Raw genomic sequence first — 18,466 nt, forward strand, 5'->3', positions numbered from 1 at the left:
TCTGACGGCGCAACACGTATCACAAAACTAGCAACGCGCTGTTTCACCGTTCGAATGGATTTCGCAGTTTCTGGAAGGTAACTTAGCGATTCAATCGAAGGCGCTCGGCCACTCGCTGGCCCTGCGGCAATCGGGTTGTTATCTGGTAAGGCGTCACGTCAATTCACTCTAAAAAGGAATTTGCACAATGGCTTTTGACTTTGACACTCGCATGCAAGCGGTTATTACTGACGTGCAGGGTGTGACGAGCGGCGGCACGATTACCAGCGAGAAGCCACTGATCGCCGGGAAAGCCGATCCTTTTACGACCATTGATGTATATGACGGAACAACGCTTCTCGGCGTAGTTACGTCGAATGGTCAAGGAAGCTGGTCGTTGCAATTATCTAGTCCGCTTTTTGATGGCATTCACGATCTCTCCGCTGTCCAGCTGAATGAACTCGGCTCAGGACCGACCACAAGTTATTTTTCCGTCACGGTCGATACATCAGGAAGTCCGCACTCGGACCACAACGAAACTTCATTGTCCGACCAAACCTTGCCATTCTCCGGCAACCACACTGACAGCGATGTACCGTATTTCCCGCCGAACCTCTTTAAACAGCATTCCTCAACAAACAACACCGGAAGCGGCGGAATGGACAAGGCTGTGCACGGCCTCGTTGACTCAACGGGTGATCCACTTGCCTACGTCCGTCAAACATCTGCGCCTCTGGAAAGTGGCAAGGGCTTCGACATGGTTTCGTTTCTAGGCGATCACCAGGTTCTCAACCTAAGCAATTTCACCGAACACGCCTCGGCGTCACATACGCAAAGCGTGGTTGGCTTCGACCTGGGCGGTCATCACAACGCGCTGAAAGTGTCCCTCGCTGACGTGCTCAGCCTCGGCGAGCAAGACCTGTTTATCGACGATGGCAAACGGCAATTGATCGTGAACGGCAAGGAGGGCGATTCCGTTGATCTGACCACATCGCACGTTGCGGGATTGTCCGAAGGCGATTGGCATCATCATGGAACGGCTGAAGTTGGCGGCGTTCTTTATAACGTGGTTGAGCATTCGACCGCGAATACCGAATTGCTGGTTGAACATGCCGTGCGAATTGAAATGCATTGATCGGGCATAGAAAAAAGCCGTTCAAGATTCTTGAACGGCTTTCAACTACTAGAAGCGTAAGTGCATCACTTGATACGCTGTGCCAGCTCCACGGCTTTCCCCACATACGATCCCGGCGTCATTTCAAGCAGCAATCTCTTTGCGTCATCCGGAATAGCAAGCCCGTTAATAAACGTCTGCAAACCTTCACGCGTAATGCCCTTGCCGCGCGTCAATTCCTTCAACTGCTCGTACGGATTTTCTACGCCGTACCGGCGCATGACGGTTTGAATCGGTTCGGCGAGCACTTCCCAGCAATTATCGAGATCTTCATTCAGCCGCGCGGCATTCACTTCCAGCTTGTCCAGTCCGCGAATCAGCGAGTCATAAGACAGCAGCGAATAGCCGAACGCCACGCCAATATTGCGCAACACGGTTGAATCCGTGAGGTCACGTTGCCAGCGCGAGATGGGGAGTTTATCGGCGAGATGGCGCAGCAATGCATTCGCCAAACCGAGATTGCCTTCCGAATTCTCGAAGTCGATAGGATTGACCTTATGCGGCATGGTCGATGACCCAATCTCACCCGCTTTCGTCCGCTGCTTGAAATAGCCGACGGAGATATAACCCCATATGTCGCGATCCAGATCCAGCAGAATGGTATTGGCGCGCGAAATGGCATCGAAGAGTTCGGCCATGTAATCGTGCGGTTCAATCTGGATGGTGTATGGATTGAACGTCAGTTTCAGCCGGTCTTCAATCACGCCTTCCGAAAACGCTTCCCAGTCGAATTCCGGATACGCCGAAAGATGCGCGTTGAAGTTGCCCACGGCGCCGTTCATCTTGGCAAGAACCGGCACTTCCGCAATGCGCTCAATGGCGTTCTGCAGGCGGGCGGCAACGTTCGCCATTTCCTTCCCAAGCGTGGTCGGGCTGGCGGGTTGCCCGTGCGTGCGCGAGAGCATGGGCTGCGCGGCATTTGCATGAGCCAGCTTGACCAACCGGTCGTGCACCGATCGCAGCGCGGGCAACAGTACGTGTTCGCGGGCGCCCGCGATCATCATGCCGTGCGACGTGTTGTTGATATCTTCCGAGGTGCACGCAAAGTGGATGAACTCACTCGCGCGCTCGAGTTCCGGCTGACCTTTGACGGATTCCTTGAGCCAGTACTCAACGGCTTTCACGTCGTGATTCGTGACCTTTTCAATGTCCTTGATCCGCGCGGCGTCGTGAGCGGTGAAGCGCTCGGCGAGTTGCAGCAGGAAGTTTTCGGACCCTTCAGAGAAGCGCGGGATTTCATCGAACCCTGCATGGGACAGCGCGATCAGCCAATGAATTTCAACTTTCACGCGATGCTTCATGAACGCGGATTCGGACAACCAGTCCCGGAGCGCTTCGGTTTTGGCGGCATAACGGCCGTCGAGCGGCGACAGCGCGGTGAGCGCGAAGAGGGTATCGGGACGGGTATCGGACATGGGCAACCGCGAAGAAAGGCCAGAGGGAAGGGGGGATTTTAACATTTGCAAACCGGGTGCCGGGCGACCCGAATTCCGATCGCCGCCTTCAGACGATTCCATACTTTATATGCTAGCATTGCAGTCAATGACAGCATTCGGAGTCCCCTGATGGCAACACTGACAATTCGCAATTTGGACGAGCAAGTGAAGGCTTTGCTTCGTGTCGAAGCGGCGCGGCATGGCCGGTCTATGGAAGAGGAGGTGCGGGTGATCCTGCAAAATGCGTTGGCTGGCACTGCGAACGCAACTGGTTTCGGCAGCCGCGTGCATCAACGCTTTGCGAGCTTGGCGGACAAGGGCCTGGCATTGCCGGATCGCACGGAGCAGCCGCGGGCCGCTGAGTTTCCGGAATGATTATTCTGGACACGAACGTCTTGTCGGAACTCATGCGTGCGAACCCCGACGAGAACGTGCTGGCCTGGCTGGACGTCCAGAATATGCAGGACCTGCAAACCACGGCCATCACGGTTGGCGAATTGTTTTACGGTGTTGCGCGCCTTCCGCATGGCCAACGCAAATCCGCGCTGCGCGGCGCAATCGAATCTATGCTCGAAGGCGAACTCGCCGGCAAGATACTCCCCTTCGACGATAATTCCGCGCGCCGGTACGCCATGCTTGTAGCTGAACGCGAGGCGCAGGGCCTGCCAATCAGTTCCGCCGACGCACAGATCGCCGCGATCTGTCACAGCCGCGACGCAGCGCTCGCGACGCGAAACTGCAAGGACTTCGAAGGAACGGGCGTTTTAGTCATCAACCCCTGGACTGCCGCGTAGCCATTCCTGCTATCTGCCCCGCAGCGTCTGCTCCAGCGCTTCCAACTGCGCTGCCGTCCCAACGTTTTCCCATCGCCCTTCATACAACTCGCCGGTAGCACGTCCGGCTGCGACGGTCTCCTGGTAATACGGCGTCAATGCGCGCCGTGTGTTGGGAGCGAGATCGCGGAACATGCGCGTGTCGTACAAGCCGATATTGCCGAACGTGTAGCGCTGCTCGCCATCGAGAGCGAGCGTGCCATTGGCTTCAAGCGCGAAATCCCCAAGTTTATGAAACGGCGGATTCGGCACCATGACCAGATGCATCGCCGGTTGCGCAGCAAGCGCCATCTCAGGCGCACGCACCCGCAAACTTGCATAGTCGAATTCGCAGAACACATCGCCGCTGACTGCCAGAAACACGGCCGCTTCGCCGTCTTTTTCGAGCAGCGGCAAAGCCTGCGCAATTCCGCCCGCCGTCTCCAGCGCATGCATCTCGTGCGAGTAGCGGATCTCGACGCCCCAACGCGAACCGTTGCCGAGATTCGATTGAAGCATGCGCCCAAGCCACGCGTGATTGATCACAATAACTTCAAACCCCGCCGCCGCCAGCCGTTCAATCTGCCAAACGATCAACGCTTTACCGCGAACTTTCAGAAGCGGCTTCGGACATGTGTCGGTCAGCGGACGCATGCGCTCGCCGCGCCCGGCGGCAAAAATCATTGCCGTGGTCAAACTATTCAAAGCGTTCAAAACGTATATCCCACATCAACGGCGCGCCCTTCGAGCGTATCGAGCAAGCGTGCAAACGGCCGCAACGGCCTGTATCGCTCCGATACCTTCCGCGCATAGCCAATAAACCGAGGCAAATCGGCGAGATACTGCGGCTTGCCATCGCGATGATAAATCCGCGCGAACAGCCCAAGCACCTTGATATGGCGCTGCAGCCCCATCCATTCGATCTGCCGGTAGAACTCGCCGAAGTCGGCATCGACCGGCAATCCGGCTTTACGCGCGCCTTCCCAGTAGTACACGAAGCAGTCGAGCTCGAACTCTTCTTCCCAGCTAATGAACGCGTCGCGCAACAGCGACGCAATGTCATAGCTTAATGGTCCATACACCGCGTCCTGGAAGTCGAGCACGCCGGGATTCGGCTCGGCGATCATCAAGTTGCGCGGCATGAAGTCGCGCAGCATGAAGACCTGCGGTTGAGCCAGCGCGCTCTGGACCAGCACGTTGAATGTATCGTCGAGAACCTTGCGTTCGGCCGCATCCAGCGTGTGGCCAAGATGGCGCGTCACGAACCACTCGGGCATCAGCTCCATTTCGCGCCGGAGAAAAGCTTCATCGAACACAGGCAACACGCCTTCCCGCGATGTCACCTGGAACTTGATCAACGCATCAATAGCCGCGCGCATCAGCGGCCGCGCGTTCTTTTCATCAAGCACGGACAGATAGGTCGTGGTGCCCAGGTCCGTGACCAGCATGAAACCAGCGTCGAAATCCGTTTCCAGGATCTGCGGCACATGCACGCCGGCGTCGCGCAACAGCCCGGCCACCTGCACGAACTCGCGGCATTTTTCGGGCGGCGGGGCGTCTACGGCGATCAGCGTTTTCCCAAACTCGAGCCCGGCATGGCTCGCCAATCGAAAATAACGCCGGAAACTGGCGTCGGTGGAAGCAGGGGCAAGCGTGGAAAGGTCCAGCCGATACCGCTCGGGCAGGGATTGCAGCCAGTCATGAAGCTGGGTAAGGCGAAAATCAGGGGGATTGGGCGTCATAAACTCGAGGGGTGAAACGTCTTGCCATATAATACCCCACGACTTTTTTAAGCATTCCGTTTGCGCCCGGCGCGAAGCCTTTGGCAGGCCATGAAGGCTGCCGTTGGTCGAGATTACCGCCCGACCATCCATCGATAGATTCATTTTCGTTCGCAGCGAACCGTCAACTCCGGTGGCGCGAGTTCCGGTGGCTGTGCCCGGAAGCTCTCGTCGAGCGCGGGGCGCAACGCGATTGAACAGCACTCAAACATGCCGCCACGACAGTTTTCCAAACCAGTTCCCTTGCGCGAAGCGCGGCCACGCAGGCGGCGGCTGTTCGCGGCCCTCATAGCAGTGCCCGGTCTCATGCCCGCGCTCGCGCACGCGCAGCTAGCGGGCGCGGCAGCGGACTCGCAGCCCCTGGGTGACGCCTGGAGCCTGCGGTTGGCTCCCCAGCTCCAGGAGCGGCCGCTGCGCCAGGGCGACCAGCCGGCCACGTTCGTGCTGGGCGACCACACCACGGGCACGAGCGACCAGGACATGGCCGCGAAGGGTTCAGCGGAATTGCGCCGCAATGTCTCGGTGATCAAGTCGGATGCGCTGCATTACGACCAGGACACCGACATGGCCGATGCTTACGGTCATGTCAGGATCTTCAACAACGGCAATTCGTTCATTGGCCCGGAAGCGCACTTGAAGGTGGAGGCGAACGAGGGTTACATGACGAACCCGAAGTACCGCTTCAACCTCTCGAACGGTTCGGGCAGCGCGCAGCGCGCGGACCTGATTGATGACGAACAAACGCGCGTGGATCACGGCACGTACACGGCATGTTCGTGCGAATTGGATCCGGCCTGGTACATCAAGGGTACGTCGTTCGACTTCGATACCGGCGCGAACGAAGGCGTCGCGCATAACGGCGTGCTGTTTTTCCAGGGCGTACCGGTGTTCGCGAGCCCTTGGCTCTCGTTCCCGCTGACCAGCGAACGGCGCAGCGGCATCTTGCCACCCACGGTGTCGCTGAATTCGACCACGGGTTTTGAAGTATCGGTGCCGTATTACTTCAATATCGCGCCGAATCGCGATCTGGTGGTCACGCCGCGTTTGATGACGCGGCGCGGCATTCAGATCCAGTCGACGTTCCGGTATTTGTCACCGACTTATTCGGGCACCATCACCGGTGAATTCCTGCCGCAGGACATGCAGACGCATACGAACCGCTATGCAATCTACATCCAGCACCAGCAGAACTTCGGCGGCGGTTTCGGCGCGTACATCAACTACAACAAGGTCTCGGACAATCAGTATCCGGAAGATCTTGGCAACGCCGCGAACCAGATCATCAACGGTACGCAGGTGCTGTATCAGCAGGAAGTAGGGGTCACGTACAACAACGGGCCGTGGTCGATTCTCGCGCACGAGCAGCGCTGGCAGGTACTGCCGCCGGCAACCGCGCCGTACGCCCGCGAGCCGCAGTTGAACGTCCTGTACAACAAGTACAACGTCGGCGGTTTCGACTACGGCGCGGAAGCGGACTACACGCGCTTTACGACCACCATCGCGGACTCCACGGAAGGCCAGCGCGTTGTTTTTAATCCGTACCTGAGCTACAGCGTCACCGGACCCGGTTATTTCGTTACGCCGAAGGTGCAGTATCACTTCGCGTCGTACGACTTGAACGAGATCGGCAGTGCGGCGAACGGCACGCCCGCGGGACAGCCGAAGAACCTGTCGGAATCCATTCCCACGGTCAGCTTCGACACCGGCCTCGTGTTCGACCGCTCGGTGCGTATCTTCGGGCAGGATTACATCCAGACGCTTGAACCGCGCCTGTATTACGTGTACACGCCGTATCGTAATCAGGAATTCGCGCCTATTTTCGATACCGGCCAGTCGGACTTCAGCCTCGCTGAAATCTATACGCCGAACACGTACGCGGGCAACGACCGTATTGCCGATGCAAACCGTCTGACGGTGGGCCTGACCTCGCGTTTTATCAACCCGGCAACGGGCGACGAACGCGCACGTTTTGTGATTGCGCAGCAGTATTATTTCCAGCCGCAGCGCGTCACGATCACGGAAGGCCAGCCGCTCGACCAGGCGAAACACTCGGACCTGATCCTGGGCGCGTCCTTCAAGCTGGGCGCTGGTTTTTCACAGGAAACGGCGTTCCAATATAATGCCGATAACAACCAGTTGGTGCGTTCGAGCATCGGTTTCGGGTTCAGCCCGGCGGCGCGCGAAGTCATCAATATTGGGTACAGGTACACGCGGGCGAACGAGACCACGCTGTCCACCTCGCCGATCAACCAGATTCTGGTTTCGGCACAATGGCCATTGTCGCGACACATTTATAGCGTCGCCCGGGTGAACTACGATCTGGCAGGCCATCGTCTCGTCGACGGGCTGCTGGGCTTCCAGTACGATGCCGACTGCTGGACGTTGGGCATCGGCTTGCAGCGTTACGCAAATGGTGTCACTAGCACCGGAAGTAACACTGCAGGGACGCGCGTTCTCGCTCAAATGACGTTCAAGGGCTTGTCGAACGTCGATAATGGCTTGACCGCAGCGTTCCGCGCCGGCGTCAACGGCTACACGCCGCCACCGCCGCCGCCAGCACCGCTCGCGCGTTACACGAATTACGAATGAGCGTGCGGAGTGTGTCCCGGGGTGTATGCGGTACGCCGTAGGCAACAGTGCAACAGGCAATAGGGTCGGTCACCGGCCGCAATCGATGGAGTATCTGTGTCAAACATGATTAAGTTGAAGTGCGCAATGTTCGCGGCAGGTGTTTTCGCCGTAGCTTTACTGGCCGGTCCGGTGGCGCACGCTCAGGCGCTGTCGCCCACGACCACGGCGGGCGGCGCGCAGATTGCGGACTCCGTCGTCGCGGTGGTGAACAACGACGTCATCACGGAACGTGAACTCGCCGACCGCACGGGTCTGATCGTGCGCCGCCTGCAACAGCAGAACGCGCCGGTTCCCCCTGCGGATCAGTTGCAGCGTCAGGTGCTCGACCAGATGGTGATTGAGCGCATCCAGTTGCAGAAGGCGAAGGAAGACAACATCAACGTTGACGACGCCACCGTGCAACGCACGCTCGAGCGCCTCGCGCAGCAAAACAACATGACGTTGCCTGTGTACCGTGCGCGCATTGAGGCGCAAGGGGTGCCCTGGACGACCTTCCAACGCGATGCCCGCACCGAGCTGACGCTGTCGAAACTGCGTGAGAAAGAGGTGGACAGCAAGATCACGGTGTCGGACGGCGAAGTGGCCAACTACGTTGCGAGCCAGCGTGGACCGAACGCCCGCCAGTCGAACGACCTGCATCTTCAGCACATCATGTTCAAGGTGCCGGACAACGCGTCGCAGGCTGACATTGCCGCTATCCAGGCCAAGGCCGAAGCCGTGCTGAAAGATGCGCAAAGCGGAACGGATTTTAGCAAGCTGGCGAAGAACAATACGCAGGATACCGACGCGGCCAAGGGCGGCGATCTCGGTTTCCGCACGCAGGCTTCGTTGCCGGCGGACATTGTGACCGCAGTCGCAACGCTCCGTCCGAACGAGGTGAATCCGCAACTGATTCGCACCGCTGGCGGGTTTGAGATCATCAAGCTGGTGGAGCGCCGCGTAGGTCAAGGGCAGGCCGCCGATGCGCCCAAGCTCGTGCAAACCCACGTCCGGCACATCTTGCTGCGCGTAGCCGACGGCGTGTCCGAAGCGGCCGCACGTCAGAAGCTGCTGGATATCAAGAGCGACGTAGAGAAGGGCGGTGATTTCGCCAACTTCGCGCGGACCTATTCGCAGGACGGTTCAGCGTCGCAGGGTGGCGATCTTGGCTGGATCAGCCCGGGTGAAACCGTGCCGGAATTCGAGCGTGCCATGAATAACCTGAAAGACGGTCAGGTCAGCGACCCGGTTCGCAGTGAGTACGGTTATCACTTGATTCAGGTGCTCGGACGCCGCGACGCGGAAGGCTCGGTGCAGCAGCAACTGGACACGGCACGTCAGGCGATTGGTCAGCGCAAGGCCGAGCAAGCGTATTCCGACTGGCTGCGTGAACTGCGCGACACCGCCTATGTGCAGTACAAGGGTGTTGCAGCTCAGCAAGCGCTGAACCAGTAAGCAGGCTTCGCGAGATGAACGCCGCGAGCCGCCCACTGTCGCCAGTGTCTCCATTGTCGATAGCCATTACCACTGGGGAACCGGCGGGCGTGGGGCCTGAATTGACGGTGGCGGCGCTCGCTGAAGCTGCGCAGCGCTGGCCGTCGGTGCGGTTTACGGTACTTGGCGACCGTGAGCTAATGGCTGAGCGCGCGGGTTCATCGCCGTGGCTTTCAACAACGGGCGCGGCAATCGAAATCGAGCATCATGCGCTGAGCGTGCCCGTTATCGCAGGCAAGCTGAATGCCGCTAATGGGCGTTACGTGCTCGCTCTGCTCGACGCGGCCATAGACGGGGCGGTGAGCGGGCGTTTCGACGCTATCGTCACCGCGCCGCTTCAGAAAAGCACCATCAACGATGCCGGCGTTCCGTTCACCGGCCATACCGAATATCTCGCTGAACGCACCCATACGCCGCGCGTTGTCATGATGCTCGCGGGCATGGGCGACCGGCCGCTGCGCGTAGCGCTCGCTACCACCCACCTGCCGCTGAAAGATGTGTCGGCGGCGTTGACGGTAGATGGCATTGTCGAGACGCTGAGCATTATCGATCGCGATCTGAAAGCGCTGTTCGGTCTGCAGAAGCCGCGCATCCTGGTGACCGGGCTCAACCCGCATGCGGGCGAAAACGGTTACCTGGGCCGCGAGGAAATCGATGTCATCACGCCTGCGCTGCTGCAAGCTCGTGCCCTCGGTATTGACGCTCCCGGTCCGTATTCGGCAGATACGTTGTTCCAGCCGCGTTATCTCAAAGACGCCGACTGCGTGCTCGCCATGTTCCACGACCAAGGTTTGCCGGTCCTGAAATTTGCCACGTTCGGTGAAGGCATCAACATCACGCTCGGCTTGCCGATCATCCGCACGTCGGTCGATCATGGCACTGCGCTCGATCTGGCCGGCACCGGCCGCGCCGATCCGGGCAGCCTGATTGTGGCTATCGATACAGCCGTTGCCATGGTGCGCCATCGTCGCGCAACCTGATTCCGCGCGGCCTGATTCCTTGTCTGTTTCCCTTTCATTGCGGTTTTAATCGGTTCCTCCGATGTCCATCAAGCACCAGGGCCACTTCGCGCGCAAGCGCTTCGGGCAGAACTTCCTCGTCGATCAAGGCGTCATTGATTCGATCGTCGATACCATCGCGCCCAAGCGCGGCGAACGCATGGTCGAAATCGGGCCGGGTCTTGCCGCGCTCACTGCGCCGCTGATCGAACGGCTCTCCACGCCGGAGTCGCCGTTGCACGCGGTGGAACTGGATCGCGACTTGATCGGACGGCTTGAGAAGCGGTTTGGCAATCTGCTGGCGCTGCATGCCGGCGATGCCCTCGCATTCGACTTTGGTTCGCTCGCGCTGGAAGGCGAGAAGCCTTCGCTCCGGATTGTGGGGAACCTGCCGTACAACATTTCCAGTCCGCTGCTGTTTCACCTGACCGCATTCGCGCCGAAGGTCATCGATCAGCATTTCATGCTGCAGGATGAAGTGGTGGACCGGATGATCGCCGAGCCGGGCAACAAGGATTTTGGCCGGCTGACGGTGATGCTTCAGTACCGCTATGCAATTGATAAGCTCATCGACGTGCCGCCCGAATCGTTCAACCCGCCGCCGAAGGTGAATTCCGCCATTGTGCGCATGATTCCCTTCGCACCGAACGAATTGCCCGACGTGGACGACAAGGTGCTGGGCGAGGTGGTGCTCGCGGCGTTCTCGCAGCGGCGCAAGATGATGCGCAATACGCTTGGCGTGTATCGTGATCGCGTGGATTTCGATGCGCTTGGGTTCGACCTTTCGCGGCGTGCGGAAGAAGTGCCCGTAGCCGAGTTCGTGAAACTGGCGCAGGTGGTGAAGGCGGCGCAATAGTCGCTTCTGAGGCTGCAGGCGGGTTTCGATAGCGGCGTGCCGTTGCCAGATCCGTGTGCGCCGGTCGTGCCACGGCGGTTCTATGAGGCTGCTATCGCGCCTGCTGGCACTCATCTCATCTTTTCTATCTCACTATTGCGGGTTCGCTGATGCGAACTGCGCGACCTCAGTTCCACCTCTCTTTCCCTCTTGCTCCCATGCGGCTCCTGCATTCTCTTAATGCAAGGAATGCACTGGAGTTAATCCCCTCGTTAGTCTCAAATTGGCAGCGCAAACGCGCAGCAGACTCTTGTAAAGGGCAACCGCTTTAGCGGCATGACGCGGGTGCATCGGAGATGACAACGGCTTCTTTGATTCGTGGCGATACAGGCAGGGCCTGATCGTCGCATTACGACATCACGAGGAGACGTATGAACAGGTCGGGACAACTTAAAAAATCTGGTCGGTTGGGACAATGGTGCAAGGTGAGTTACGCGTTGCTGCCAGCAGCGTTCGCCTGCGAAATGAGCCACGCACAATCCAGTGTCACGCTCTACGGCGTTGTCGACACGAGCCTGCGTTATCTGTCCAACGCCGACACCCAGGGTAACGGCCGCTTCCTGATGGGGCCCGGCGGCATGAGCGAGAGCCGCTGGGGCGTCAAGGGCGTTGAAGACCTGGGCGGCGGCTGGTCGACCACCTTCAAGCTCGAAAACCGTTTCTTCCTGAACAGCGGCCAGAGTGACCCCACCATGCCGTTTTTCAATGAAGCGCAGATCGGGCTGCGGTCATCGACGTATGGAGAGGTTGTGTTAGGCCGTCAGTACAACGTGATGATTGAAGGCATCACCATGGGCGGGTATTCCAGCAATCCATGGATTCCCTATGACTTCAACTTCCAGCCCGAAGTCACCATGACAGGCGGCATCTGGAGCAGCAACCAGATCCAGTATCACGGCAAGTACAAGGACTTCCGCATCTCGACCGCCTATTCGGTCAGCGGCAACGCCGGCCATATGGCATACGGCAGTCAGTGCGGCGTGGCAGCAGCCTACGCACCGGCGAACGGCCCATTCACGTTTGGTGGCGCGTTCAAGGAGACGAAGGACTCGATTAACGGCAGCGACGCAAAGGCGTGGACCGTCGGCGGTTCGTACACATGGGACAAGACGCGATTCGCGTTGGGTTATATCGTCAATCAGAACGACAAGGGATTCTCCACCTTCGCCAACGGACCGTTCGCGGCACCGGGACTCGCCGCGCTGAAATACTCCGACTTCAAGAAGCGCCGGATGATTCTGGGTGGCGTTACGCAGCAAGCCGGGGCGTGGCACTTCGCCGGGAATGTGTGGCGCACGCTGCAGGCCGGCAAGACGCAACCGCAGGACGGCTCGGCGTGGCAATTTCAACTGGTCGCCGACTACGACCTCTCCAAGCGCACCGACGTGTATCTGGAAACCGATTATTCACTCTATAGAAACGATCTGATCGGCTCGCAGTTACAAGGCGTCAACGCTGTCAGTCTCGCGCAGAAAAGCACGCAGCTTGGCGTGATGGCCGGGATTCGGCACAAGTTCTGAACCAGGACCGGTGGCATCTCACTTGGAATGCTGCCGGTCTTTTGCGGAAGTCTTGCATCGAATGTGCGGCTTTGCGGCAGCCGGAATGGTATAACCAGCCGCCTTCTAAATCAGTGATCAATCATTTAGGGTTCCGTTTTAAATCATGCATGAGATCAATTCGCGGCGTCTCACGCACCTCGTCGCGCTAGCCGAGGAGGGCAGTTTCGCGCGTGCGGCGGAGCGGGTTCATCTGAGTCAGCCCGCGCTCAGCCGTAGTATTCAGGCGCTGGAAGATGAATTCAATATCAAGCTCTTCGATCGCGCGGCACGCGGCGTGGTGACAACCGCCGCCGGCCGGATGCTGGTCGAGCGCGCGCGGCGCGTCCTGTTCGAAGCGCGCTGCCTCTTTCGCGACGTCGAGCTGATCAGGTCCGACGCTCTGGGCGAGGTGAGAATTGGCCTCGGACCTTATGCCGCCGCCATCCTGTTTCCGGATCTGCTGGTCGAACTCGCGCGGCAGTTTCCCGCCACCAAGGTATTGGTTCAAATCGATGAAGCCAGCGTGCTGATGCAAAGCCTGCGCTCGGAGGGTGCTGATTTCGTGGTGGTGGATCGTCGTGAAACGCCCGCGGCGCCCGATGTCTCCACCCATCGCCTGACTAGTCCGAACTTTTTCCCGTCAATCAGCCGGAACCCTCCGCAGCACTGGGTCTCGGCTATTTTTTTGATTCAAATGTAGCCATGTAAATACATGTTTTTACCTTTCTTTTTGCGTTAAATATGCTTTACTTAGTGTTCATGTACATCGAACACGTTCCCAACCGCAACTCGCCACCCGCGATCCTCCTGCGCGAGTCCTATCGCGACGGCAACAAGGTCAAGAAGCGCACCCTCGCGAACCTGTCGTCGCTGCCGACTGAAGTGATCGAAGGCTTGAAGGTCCTGCTACGGGGTGGCGTCGCCGTGTCCTCGGTCGATGAAGCCTTCGTGATCGAACGCAGTCTGCCGCACGGGCATGTGGCCGCCGTGCTTGGCGCGGCGCGCGCCTGCGGTGCCGAGCAGTGGTTCGCGCCTGCGCCTGCGCCGCTACGCAGTGTGATCATGGCGCTGCTGGTGGCGCGGGTCGTGTCGGCCGCCTCCAAGCTCGCCACCCATCGCATGCTGCGCGACGAAAGCGCGACCCACTCGCTATCGCGCCTGCTTGGCCTCGTGGACGTCGAACTCGAGCAGGTCTATGCCGCCCTTGACTGGTTGGGCGAGGCTCAAGAGGGCATCGAGAAGCGGCTTGCCAGGCAGCATCTGGGCGGCAGTACGCTGGTGCTCTATGACCTCACTTCCACGTGGGTGACCGGACGCCGTTGCGAGCTTGCGGCCCGAGGCTACAGCCGCGATGGCAAGCGCGACGATCCCCAGATCGTGTTCGGTCTGATCTGCACGTCTGAGGGATGCCCCGTGGCGGTTGAGGTCTTTGCCGGCAACACCGCCGATCCGGCCACCGTGGCGCCCCAGGTCGCGAAGCTCAAAGACCGCTACGGGATCGACAAGCTCGCCTGGGTGGGCGACCGGGGCATGCTCACGCAAGCGCGTATCGATACGCTGTTGCGCCCGGCTGGCCTGGACTGGGTGAGCAGTCTGCGCGCGCCGCAGATGGCCGCGCTCGCCCGCGAAAAGGGACCGTTCCAGCCCTCGCTGTTCGATGAGCGCAACCTGCTCGAGGTGACGAGTGAAGCGTTCCCCGGCGAGCGCCTGGTAGTGTGCCGTAATCCGCTGTTGGCCGAGGAGCGCACCCGCAAACGCGAGGCGCTGTTGCAGGCCACCGAACAGGAACTGACCCAGATTGCCGAAGCGACCACGCGCGTGCGCAACCGGCTCAAGGGCATCGAGGCGATTGCCTTGCGCGTGGGCCGAGTCATCAATCACTTCAAGATGGCCAAGCACTTCGAGTTGAACATCACCGACTCGAGCTTGAGCTGGCAGCGCAAGACGGAGCAGATCCAGCAGGAGGCTGCGCTTGATGGTCTGTATGTAGTGCGTACGAGTTTGCCGACAGCGACGCTCTCAGCCGAGGCGGCCGTGACGGCCTACAAGGGTCTGGCGGTCGTGGAGCGGGCCTTCCGTTCGCTGAAGACCGTCGATCTGCAAGTGCGACCCGTGTTCCATTGGAACGCCGAGCGCGTGCGCGCGCATGTCTTTCTGTGCATGCTCGCTTACTACGTCGAGTGGCACATGCGCGAGAAGTTAAAACCTATGCTGTTTGACGATGAATACGTCGAGCAAGCGCGCGCGGCCCGGCCTTCGCCAGTGGCCAAGGCGCAACGTTCGGAACAGGCGAAAGCCAAGGACGCCTCCAAGCTCACCGAGGATGGCTTGCCGGTCCACAGCTTTCGCACGTTACTCGACGATCTGGCTACGCTCACGTACAACGTCTGCCACACGCCACTCAATCCAAACGCCAAGATCATCATGACCACTCGGCCCACGCCAATCCAAGAAAAGGCCTTCCGCCTTCTGAACGTCAACGCTGCTTGTACCCAGTAACCGTTCTCCCCACCTACGCATAACAGTGCGAAATCAATAGCTTATGTTAGCGCCAGGCTAAAGTTCGGACTATTCACGAAGGCGGCTGGTTTGTGCGCCCCGGTCATCCGTTGCTCGCGCGTGCTCCGGTGCCGCTGGCAGCGTTAAGAGATTTTCCGATGGTGTCCGTGCCGCTGTCCGCGTTCATGGAAGACGCGTTGCGGCGGTTGCTCAAGTTTCGCGCGCACGAAGCGGTTCCTGTGCAGTTGGAATGCAACGATGTCGCCGTGCTGAAGGATGTGGTCGCGCGATCGGATGCCGTGGTGTTTTGCACGGCTTCGGTGTTGCAACGAGATCCCGATAGCCAGCGCCTTGTGCGCGTGCCGATTGTTCATCCGCGCAAACTTGGGCTTCAGTTTGCGCTAGTTTGTCTGGCGGACAGGACGCAATCCGCAGCGGCTGAAGCAGCGCTCGCGCTTGCCGGGCAGATCATGAATGACGCCAGCCGTGCCGCGCAAGCAGTCGGGCGTGGACGGTAGCTGAGCGCGCGATCAGGTGCGCTAAGGTGCGCTTAGGTGCGAGGGCGCGCACGCCCGGTCGGGGCATTGACAAGCGCGATGCCCGTGACCACCAGCGCCGATGCAATCATGAAACAGAAATTTCCTGGCTTCGAAACGCGCCATTTTTGAGGCCGGGCAGCAACAAGTGCGCGTTTGAGCATCGCAGAAAGTCTGGAGATAACCGGCCATTGCTGCCAGATCGTTATCCCCAAAATCAACTCAAGCATGCTTCTCGATCAACTCGACCTTGTACCCATCCGGATCTTCAACAAACGCGATCACGGTGGTTCCACCTTTCACCGGACCGGCCTCGCGCGAGACCTTGCCGCCGGCTTCGCGGATGCGGTTGCAAGCCGCTGCCGCGTCGTCCACTTCCAGCGCGATGTGGCCATAAGCCGAGCCCAGATCGTACTTGTCGACGCCCCAGTTGTAGGTCAGTTCGAGCACGCTGTTTTCGCTTTCATCGCCGTAACCGACGAACGCAAGCGTGTACTTGTACTCGGTGTTTTCGCTTTGACGCAGCACTTTCATGCCGAGGATGCGCGTGTAGAAGTCGATGGATCGTTGCAAGTCGCCGACTCGCAGCATGGTGTGAAGAAGTCGCATGATGGGGTTCCTGTGGGGAATGTCGATTGACCGGGTGGTCCGCTTTACCGCGTCTTTTACGGTGCGTCAGTGAACAGCGCGCACGATTAAAACGGCCACGTTCAAAATTGTACCGCCCACAGCAAAGGCTCGCAGCGCGGTGCTCTGTACCACTCCGCTCTGAGGAGGCGCTAGCGAGGCATCAAAGCAGCGGCAGCAGTTCCGGCGGATGATGCTTGAGCGTATGCCGCGCTTCGCGGAAGTCCGGAAAAATGGATTCGACGGTGTGCCAGAATCGCGCACTGTGATTCATCTCGCGAAGATGCGCGAGCTCGTGAGCAACAACGTAATCAATGACATGCACGGGGAAATGAATCAGCCGCCAGTTGAGGCGGATCTTGCCTTCGCTGGAACAACTGCCCCAGCGCGTAGCCGCCGACGACAACGCATACGCCCTGAACTCCACGCCCAATTTGGCCGCATACACCGGCAGCCGCTCGCCGAAAACCTGCAAAGCCTGAACATGCAGCCAGCGTTGCACACGCTCGCGAATGAGCTGAACATCTGCCAGTGCGGGAAGGCCGAGCCAGAGCACGCCACTGTCGGTATCGAAGGCTGGCTGGGTCGCGCTTTTGCCCGTCGTACCCGGGGCAGAGGTCATCATGACGCTGATGGTCTGCCCGAGATACGGAAGCTGCGCGCCGTCCTTCCATTCAATCCGGGGCACCACGCGTTGTTCCACGCGCGTTTGCCACTCAGTGAGCTTCTTGACGATCCACTTTTCCTTCTCGGCAATCGCGCTTTCTATTGCTCCGATCGTCACCCAGCGCGGCGCGGTAATGGCAAGACCGGTACCGTCGATAGTGAAGCCGATCGTCCGGCGCGACGAACGTTTCAAGCGGTAATTGAGCATCTGCGAACCGAGCACGAGTTGCCGGTTGCGCGCGCCATCGGGCGCACCGGGTGCACGTAATGGCGGCGAGAAAGGGCTGGCGGTCTCGGTTGTATCGGTCGGCGCGATGTCGCCACGCAATGTTGCAGGCATGGCGGGGGCAGGTGCGGCAGGAATGGCGGGCGATTGTGCCGCACTCGACAGCCTTGGCTCACTGGGGAGGTTGAGCGGCAGGTCGAGTTGCGGGTTGTCGAGCGCGGCAGCGGGACGCTGTCGCGGGGGAGTCTTCTGCATCGGCTCAGCTTGGCGCACGCGGCGCAGGAATGACGGGAAGAACGACACTAACGATAGAAACAAACGTAACGGACGTAACGATAACGACACCTGGGTCTACAGACCGGTAGCCGCGCCGTGAGACTTGGACTCCGAATCAGACTTGGAGTCGGAGTTGGACTCCGAATCAGACTCAGCGGCGAAACGATCGGCGGGACCGTACGAGCCCGGATCAATACGACGCATTTCCGTTTCGATCCAGCGCTCCACGCGCAGGTTGACTTCTTCCGGCGTGAGGCCTGTCGTGTCAATCGGACGACCGATTGACATAGTGACTATACCCGCATATTTGAGAAACGATTTTCGCGGCCATACGTGCCCCGCGTTGTGGGCAATAGGGACGACCGGTGCGCCCGCCGCGCACGCGAAGCGCGCACCGCCGGACTTGTACTTGCCCTGATGGCCCACACGGGTACGTGTGCCTTCCGGGAACATGATGACCCACGCCCCCTCGGCCATGCGCTCGCGTCCTTGCCGCGCTACCGATGCAAACGCGTCCTTGCCCTGACGCCGATCGATATGCACCATCTTCAGCATGCCCATGGTCCAGCCGAAGAACGGCACGAACAGCAACTCACGCTTGAACACATAGCAGAGCGGACGTGGCATCAAAGCAGGAAATGCCAGTGTTTCCCAAGCGGACTGATGCTTCGACAACAGCACGGCCGGACCGTTGGGGAGGTTCTCCATGCCTTCGATCTGATAGCGGATGCCGTTCAGATATTGCATTACCACAATGCACGACTTGCACCAGTACGCCGCCATCCAGTAGCGCTTTTCAGCGCGCATGAACGGGAACACGAGGAAGCACGCACACGCGTACGGCACCGTATAAACGACGAAAAAAACCATCAACAACAGCGAACGAATGAAGCGCATCGGCTTGAATAAGTCTTAT

Annotated in this window: 18 protein-coding genes; 11 read left to right on the top strand and 7 right to left on the bottom strand. The window is 59.5% G+C overall.

The annotated features are described in order from the left end of the window. Window positions 1-187 precede the first annotated feature (187 nt). Window positions 188-1,114, top strand: coding sequence for an Ig-like domain-containing protein (locus tag SBC1_RS02815; protein WP_165987215.1), 927 nt, complete (start codon window positions 188-190; stop codon window positions 1,112-1,114). 65 nt (window positions 1,115-1,179) lie between these two features. Here the strand turns inward: SBC1_RS02815 and purB are convergent, their stop codons facing one another. Continuing rightward, window positions 1,180-2,568 (bottom strand): adenylosuccinate lyase, encoded by a 1,389-nt coding sequence (gene purB, locus SBC1_RS02820; protein WP_165086488.1) that lies wholly within the window; start codon window positions 2,566-2,568, stop codon window positions 1,180-1,182. A gap of 150 nt (window positions 2,569-2,718) precedes the next feature. Between purB and SBC1_RS02825 the strand changes: the two genes are divergently transcribed. Both SBC1_RS02825 and SBC1_RS02830 read left to right on the top strand, forming a co-directional pair. Further along, complete coding sequence (locus SBC1_RS02825) at window positions 2,719-2,964, top strand: plasmid stabilization protein (RefSeq protein ID WP_165086490.1); 246 nt, start codon at window positions 2,719-2,721, stop codon at window positions 2,962-2,964. After that, entirely contained in the window at window positions 2,961-3,383 is a 423-nt protein-coding gene (locus SBC1_RS02830; protein WP_165987217.1) for a type II toxin-antitoxin system VapC family toxin, read from the top strand. The genes SBC1_RS02825 and SBC1_RS02830 overlap by 4 nt, the downstream gene beginning before the upstream one ends. A 9-nt stretch (window positions 3,384-3,392) precedes the next feature. Here the strand turns inward: SBC1_RS02830 and murU are convergent, their stop codons facing one another. Together murU and SBC1_RS02840 are read right to left on the bottom strand one after the other, a co-directional pair. Further along, window positions 3,393-4,085 (bottom strand): N-acetylmuramate alpha-1-phosphate uridylyltransferase MurU, encoded by a 693-nt coding sequence (gene murU / locus SBC1_RS02835; RefSeq protein ID WP_165987219.1) that lies wholly within the window; start codon window positions 4,083-4,085, stop codon window positions 3,393-3,395. A gap of 26 nt (window positions 4,086-4,111) precedes the next feature. Further along, complete coding sequence (locus tag SBC1_RS02840; protein ID WP_165987221.1) at window positions 4,112-5,143, bottom strand: aminoglycoside phosphotransferase family protein; 1,032 nt, start codon at window positions 5,141-5,143, stop codon at window positions 4,112-4,114. Between the two features lie 249 nt (window positions 5,144-5,392). Between SBC1_RS02840 and SBC1_RS02845 the strand changes: the two genes are divergently transcribed. The 8 genes from SBC1_RS02845 (at window position 5,393) to SBC1_RS02880 (ending at window position 15,737) form a co-directional block, all read left to right on the top strand. Then, window positions 5,393-7,771 (top strand): LPS-assembly protein LptD, encoded by a 2,379-nt coding sequence (locus SBC1_RS02845; RefSeq protein ID WP_165987223.1) that lies wholly within the window; start codon window positions 5,393-5,395, stop codon window positions 7,769-7,771. Between the two features lie 105 nt (window positions 7,772-7,876). After that, entirely contained in the window at window positions 7,877-9,247 is a 1,371-nt protein-coding gene (locus SBC1_RS02850) for a peptidylprolyl isomerase (RefSeq protein WP_165988782.1), read from the top strand. A gap of 14 nt (window positions 9,248-9,261) precedes the next feature. Then, window positions 9,262-10,266, top strand: coding sequence for a 4-hydroxythreonine-4-phosphate dehydrogenase PdxA (gene pdxA, locus SBC1_RS02855; protein ID WP_165987225.1), 1,005 nt, complete (start codon window positions 9,262-9,264; stop codon window positions 10,264-10,266). Window positions 10,267-10,327: 61 nt separating this feature from the next. After that, window positions 10,328-11,140, top strand: coding sequence for a 16S rRNA (adenine(1518)-N(6)/adenine(1519)-N(6))-dimethyltransferase RsmA (rsmA, locus tag SBC1_RS02860; RefSeq protein WP_089163065.1), 813 nt, complete (start codon window positions 10,328-10,330; stop codon window positions 11,138-11,140). 503 nt (window positions 11,141-11,643) lie between these two features. Beyond that, window positions 11,644-12,699, top strand: a complete 1,056-nt coding sequence (locus SBC1_RS02865) for a porin (RefSeq protein WP_243830267.1) — start codon at window positions 11,644-11,646, stop codon at window positions 12,697-12,699. 145 nt (window positions 12,700-12,844) lie between these two features. Then, window positions 12,845-13,420, top strand: coding sequence for a LysR family transcriptional regulator (locus SBC1_RS02870; RefSeq protein WP_165987229.1), 576 nt, complete (start codon window positions 12,845-12,847; stop codon window positions 13,418-13,420). A gap of 41 nt (window positions 13,421-13,461) precedes the next feature. After that, window positions 13,462-15,219 (top strand): IS1634 family transposase, encoded by a 1,758-nt coding sequence (locus tag SBC1_RS02875; RefSeq protein ID WP_165987231.1) that lies wholly within the window; start codon window positions 13,462-13,464, stop codon window positions 15,217-15,219. Between the two features lie 92 nt (window positions 15,220-15,311). Next, window positions 15,312-15,737: a substrate-binding domain-containing protein gene (locus tag SBC1_RS02880; RefSeq protein ID WP_165987233.1), complete on the top strand. Its 426-nt coding sequence runs from the start codon at window positions 15,312-15,314 to the stop codon at window positions 15,735-15,737. 32 nt (window positions 15,738-15,769) lie between these two features. On the opposite strand, the gene SBC1_RS02885 is transcribed toward SBC1_RS02880, so the two are convergent. The 4 genes from SBC1_RS02885 to SBC1_RS02900 all read right to left on the bottom strand — a co-directional run bounded on the left by SBC1_RS02885 (window position 15,770) and on the right by SBC1_RS02900 (window position 18,447). Continuing rightward, window positions 15,770-15,985: a hypothetical protein gene (locus tag SBC1_RS02885; protein ID WP_165987235.1), complete on the bottom strand. Its 216-nt coding sequence runs from the start codon at window positions 15,983-15,985 to the stop codon at window positions 15,770-15,772. Next, entirely contained in the window at window positions 15,978-16,364 is a 387-nt protein-coding gene (gene gloA / locus SBC1_RS02890) for a lactoylglutathione lyase (protein WP_089163063.1), read from the bottom strand. The genes SBC1_RS02885 and gloA overlap by 8 nt, the downstream gene beginning before the upstream one ends. Window positions 16,365-16,545: 181 nt before the next feature. Beyond that, a complete protein-coding gene (locus tag SBC1_RS02895) occupies window positions 16,546-17,529 on the bottom strand; it encodes a M48 family metallopeptidase (protein WP_165987237.1) in 984 nt (327 codons plus the stop codon). 96 nt (window positions 17,530-17,625) lie between these two features. After that, complete coding sequence (locus tag SBC1_RS02900) at window positions 17,626-18,447, bottom strand: 1-acyl-sn-glycerol-3-phosphate acyltransferase (RefSeq protein ID WP_165086512.1); 822 nt, start codon at window positions 18,445-18,447, stop codon at window positions 17,626-17,628. Window positions 18,448-18,466 lie beyond the last annotated feature (19 nt).

This window comes from Caballeronia sp. SBC1 (assembly GCF_011493005.1).
Classification (GTDB): Bacteria; Pseudomonadota; Gammaproteobacteria; order Burkholderiales; family Burkholderiaceae; genus Caballeronia.

What these genes read in the sequence shown, in the direction of transcription:
- murU (WP_165987219.1), bottom strand. Translation starts at nt 4,085, where the DNA reads ATGATTTTTGCCGCCGGGCGCGGCGAGCGCATGCGTCCGCTGACCGAC.
- SBC1_RS02870 (WP_165987229.1), top strand. Translation starts at nt 12,845, where the DNA reads ATGCATGAGATCAATTCGCGGCGTCTCACGCACCTCGTCGCGCTAGCC.
- purB (WP_165086488.1), bottom strand. Translation starts at nt 2,568, where the DNA reads ATGTCCGATACCCGTCCCGATACCCTCTTCGCGCTCACCGCGCTGTCG.
- SBC1_RS02900 (WP_165086512.1), bottom strand. Translation starts at nt 18,447, where the DNA reads ATGCGCTTCATTCGTTCGCTGTTGTTGATGGTTTTTTTCGTCGTTTAT.
- SBC1_RS02840 (WP_165987221.1), bottom strand. Translation starts at nt 5,143, where the DNA reads ATGACGCCCAATCCCCCTGATTTTCGCCTTACCCAGCTTCATGACTGG.
- SBC1_RS02875 (WP_165987231.1), top strand. Translation starts at nt 13,462, where the DNA reads ATGCTTTACTTAGTGTTCATGTACATCGAACACGTTCCCAACCGCAAC.
- SBC1_RS02815 (WP_165987215.1), top strand. Translation starts at nt 188, where the DNA reads ATGGCTTTTGACTTTGACACTCGCATGCAAGCGGTTATTACTGACGTG.
- SBC1_RS02850 (WP_165988782.1), top strand. Translation starts at nt 7,877, where the DNA reads ATGATTAAGTTGAAGTGCGCAATGTTCGCGGCAGGTGTTTTCGCCGTA.
- rsmA (WP_089163065.1), top strand. Translation starts at nt 10,328, where the DNA reads ATGTCCATCAAGCACCAGGGCCACTTCGCGCGCAAGCGCTTCGGGCAG.
- SBC1_RS02885 (WP_165987235.1), bottom strand. Translation starts at nt 15,985, where the DNA reads ATGCTTGAGTTGATTTTGGGGATAACGATCTGGCAGCAATGGCCGGTT.
- SBC1_RS02865 (WP_243830267.1), top strand. Translation starts at nt 11,644, where the DNA reads ATGAGCCACGCACAATCCAGTGTCACGCTCTACGGCGTTGTCGACACG.
- SBC1_RS02825 (WP_165086490.1), top strand. Translation starts at nt 2,719, where the DNA reads ATGGCAACACTGACAATTCGCAATTTGGACGAGCAAGTGAAGGCTTTG.
- SBC1_RS02830 (WP_165987217.1), top strand. Translation starts at nt 2,961, where the DNA reads ATGATTATTCTGGACACGAACGTCTTGTCGGAACTCATGCGTGCGAAC.
- SBC1_RS02895 (WP_165987237.1), bottom strand. Translation starts at nt 17,529, where the DNA reads ATGCAGAAGACTCCCCCGCGACAGCGTCCCGCTGCCGCGCTCGACAAC.
- gloA (WP_089163063.1), bottom strand. Translation starts at nt 16,364, where the DNA reads ATGCGACTTCTTCACACCATGCTGCGAGTCGGCGACTTGCAACGATCC.
- pdxA (WP_165987225.1), top strand. Translation starts at nt 9,262, where the DNA reads ATGAACGCCGCGAGCCGCCCACTGTCGCCAGTGTCTCCATTGTCGATA.
- SBC1_RS02845 (WP_165987223.1), top strand. Translation starts at nt 5,393, where the DNA reads ATGCCGCCACGACAGTTTTCCAAACCAGTTCCCTTGCGCGAAGCGCGG.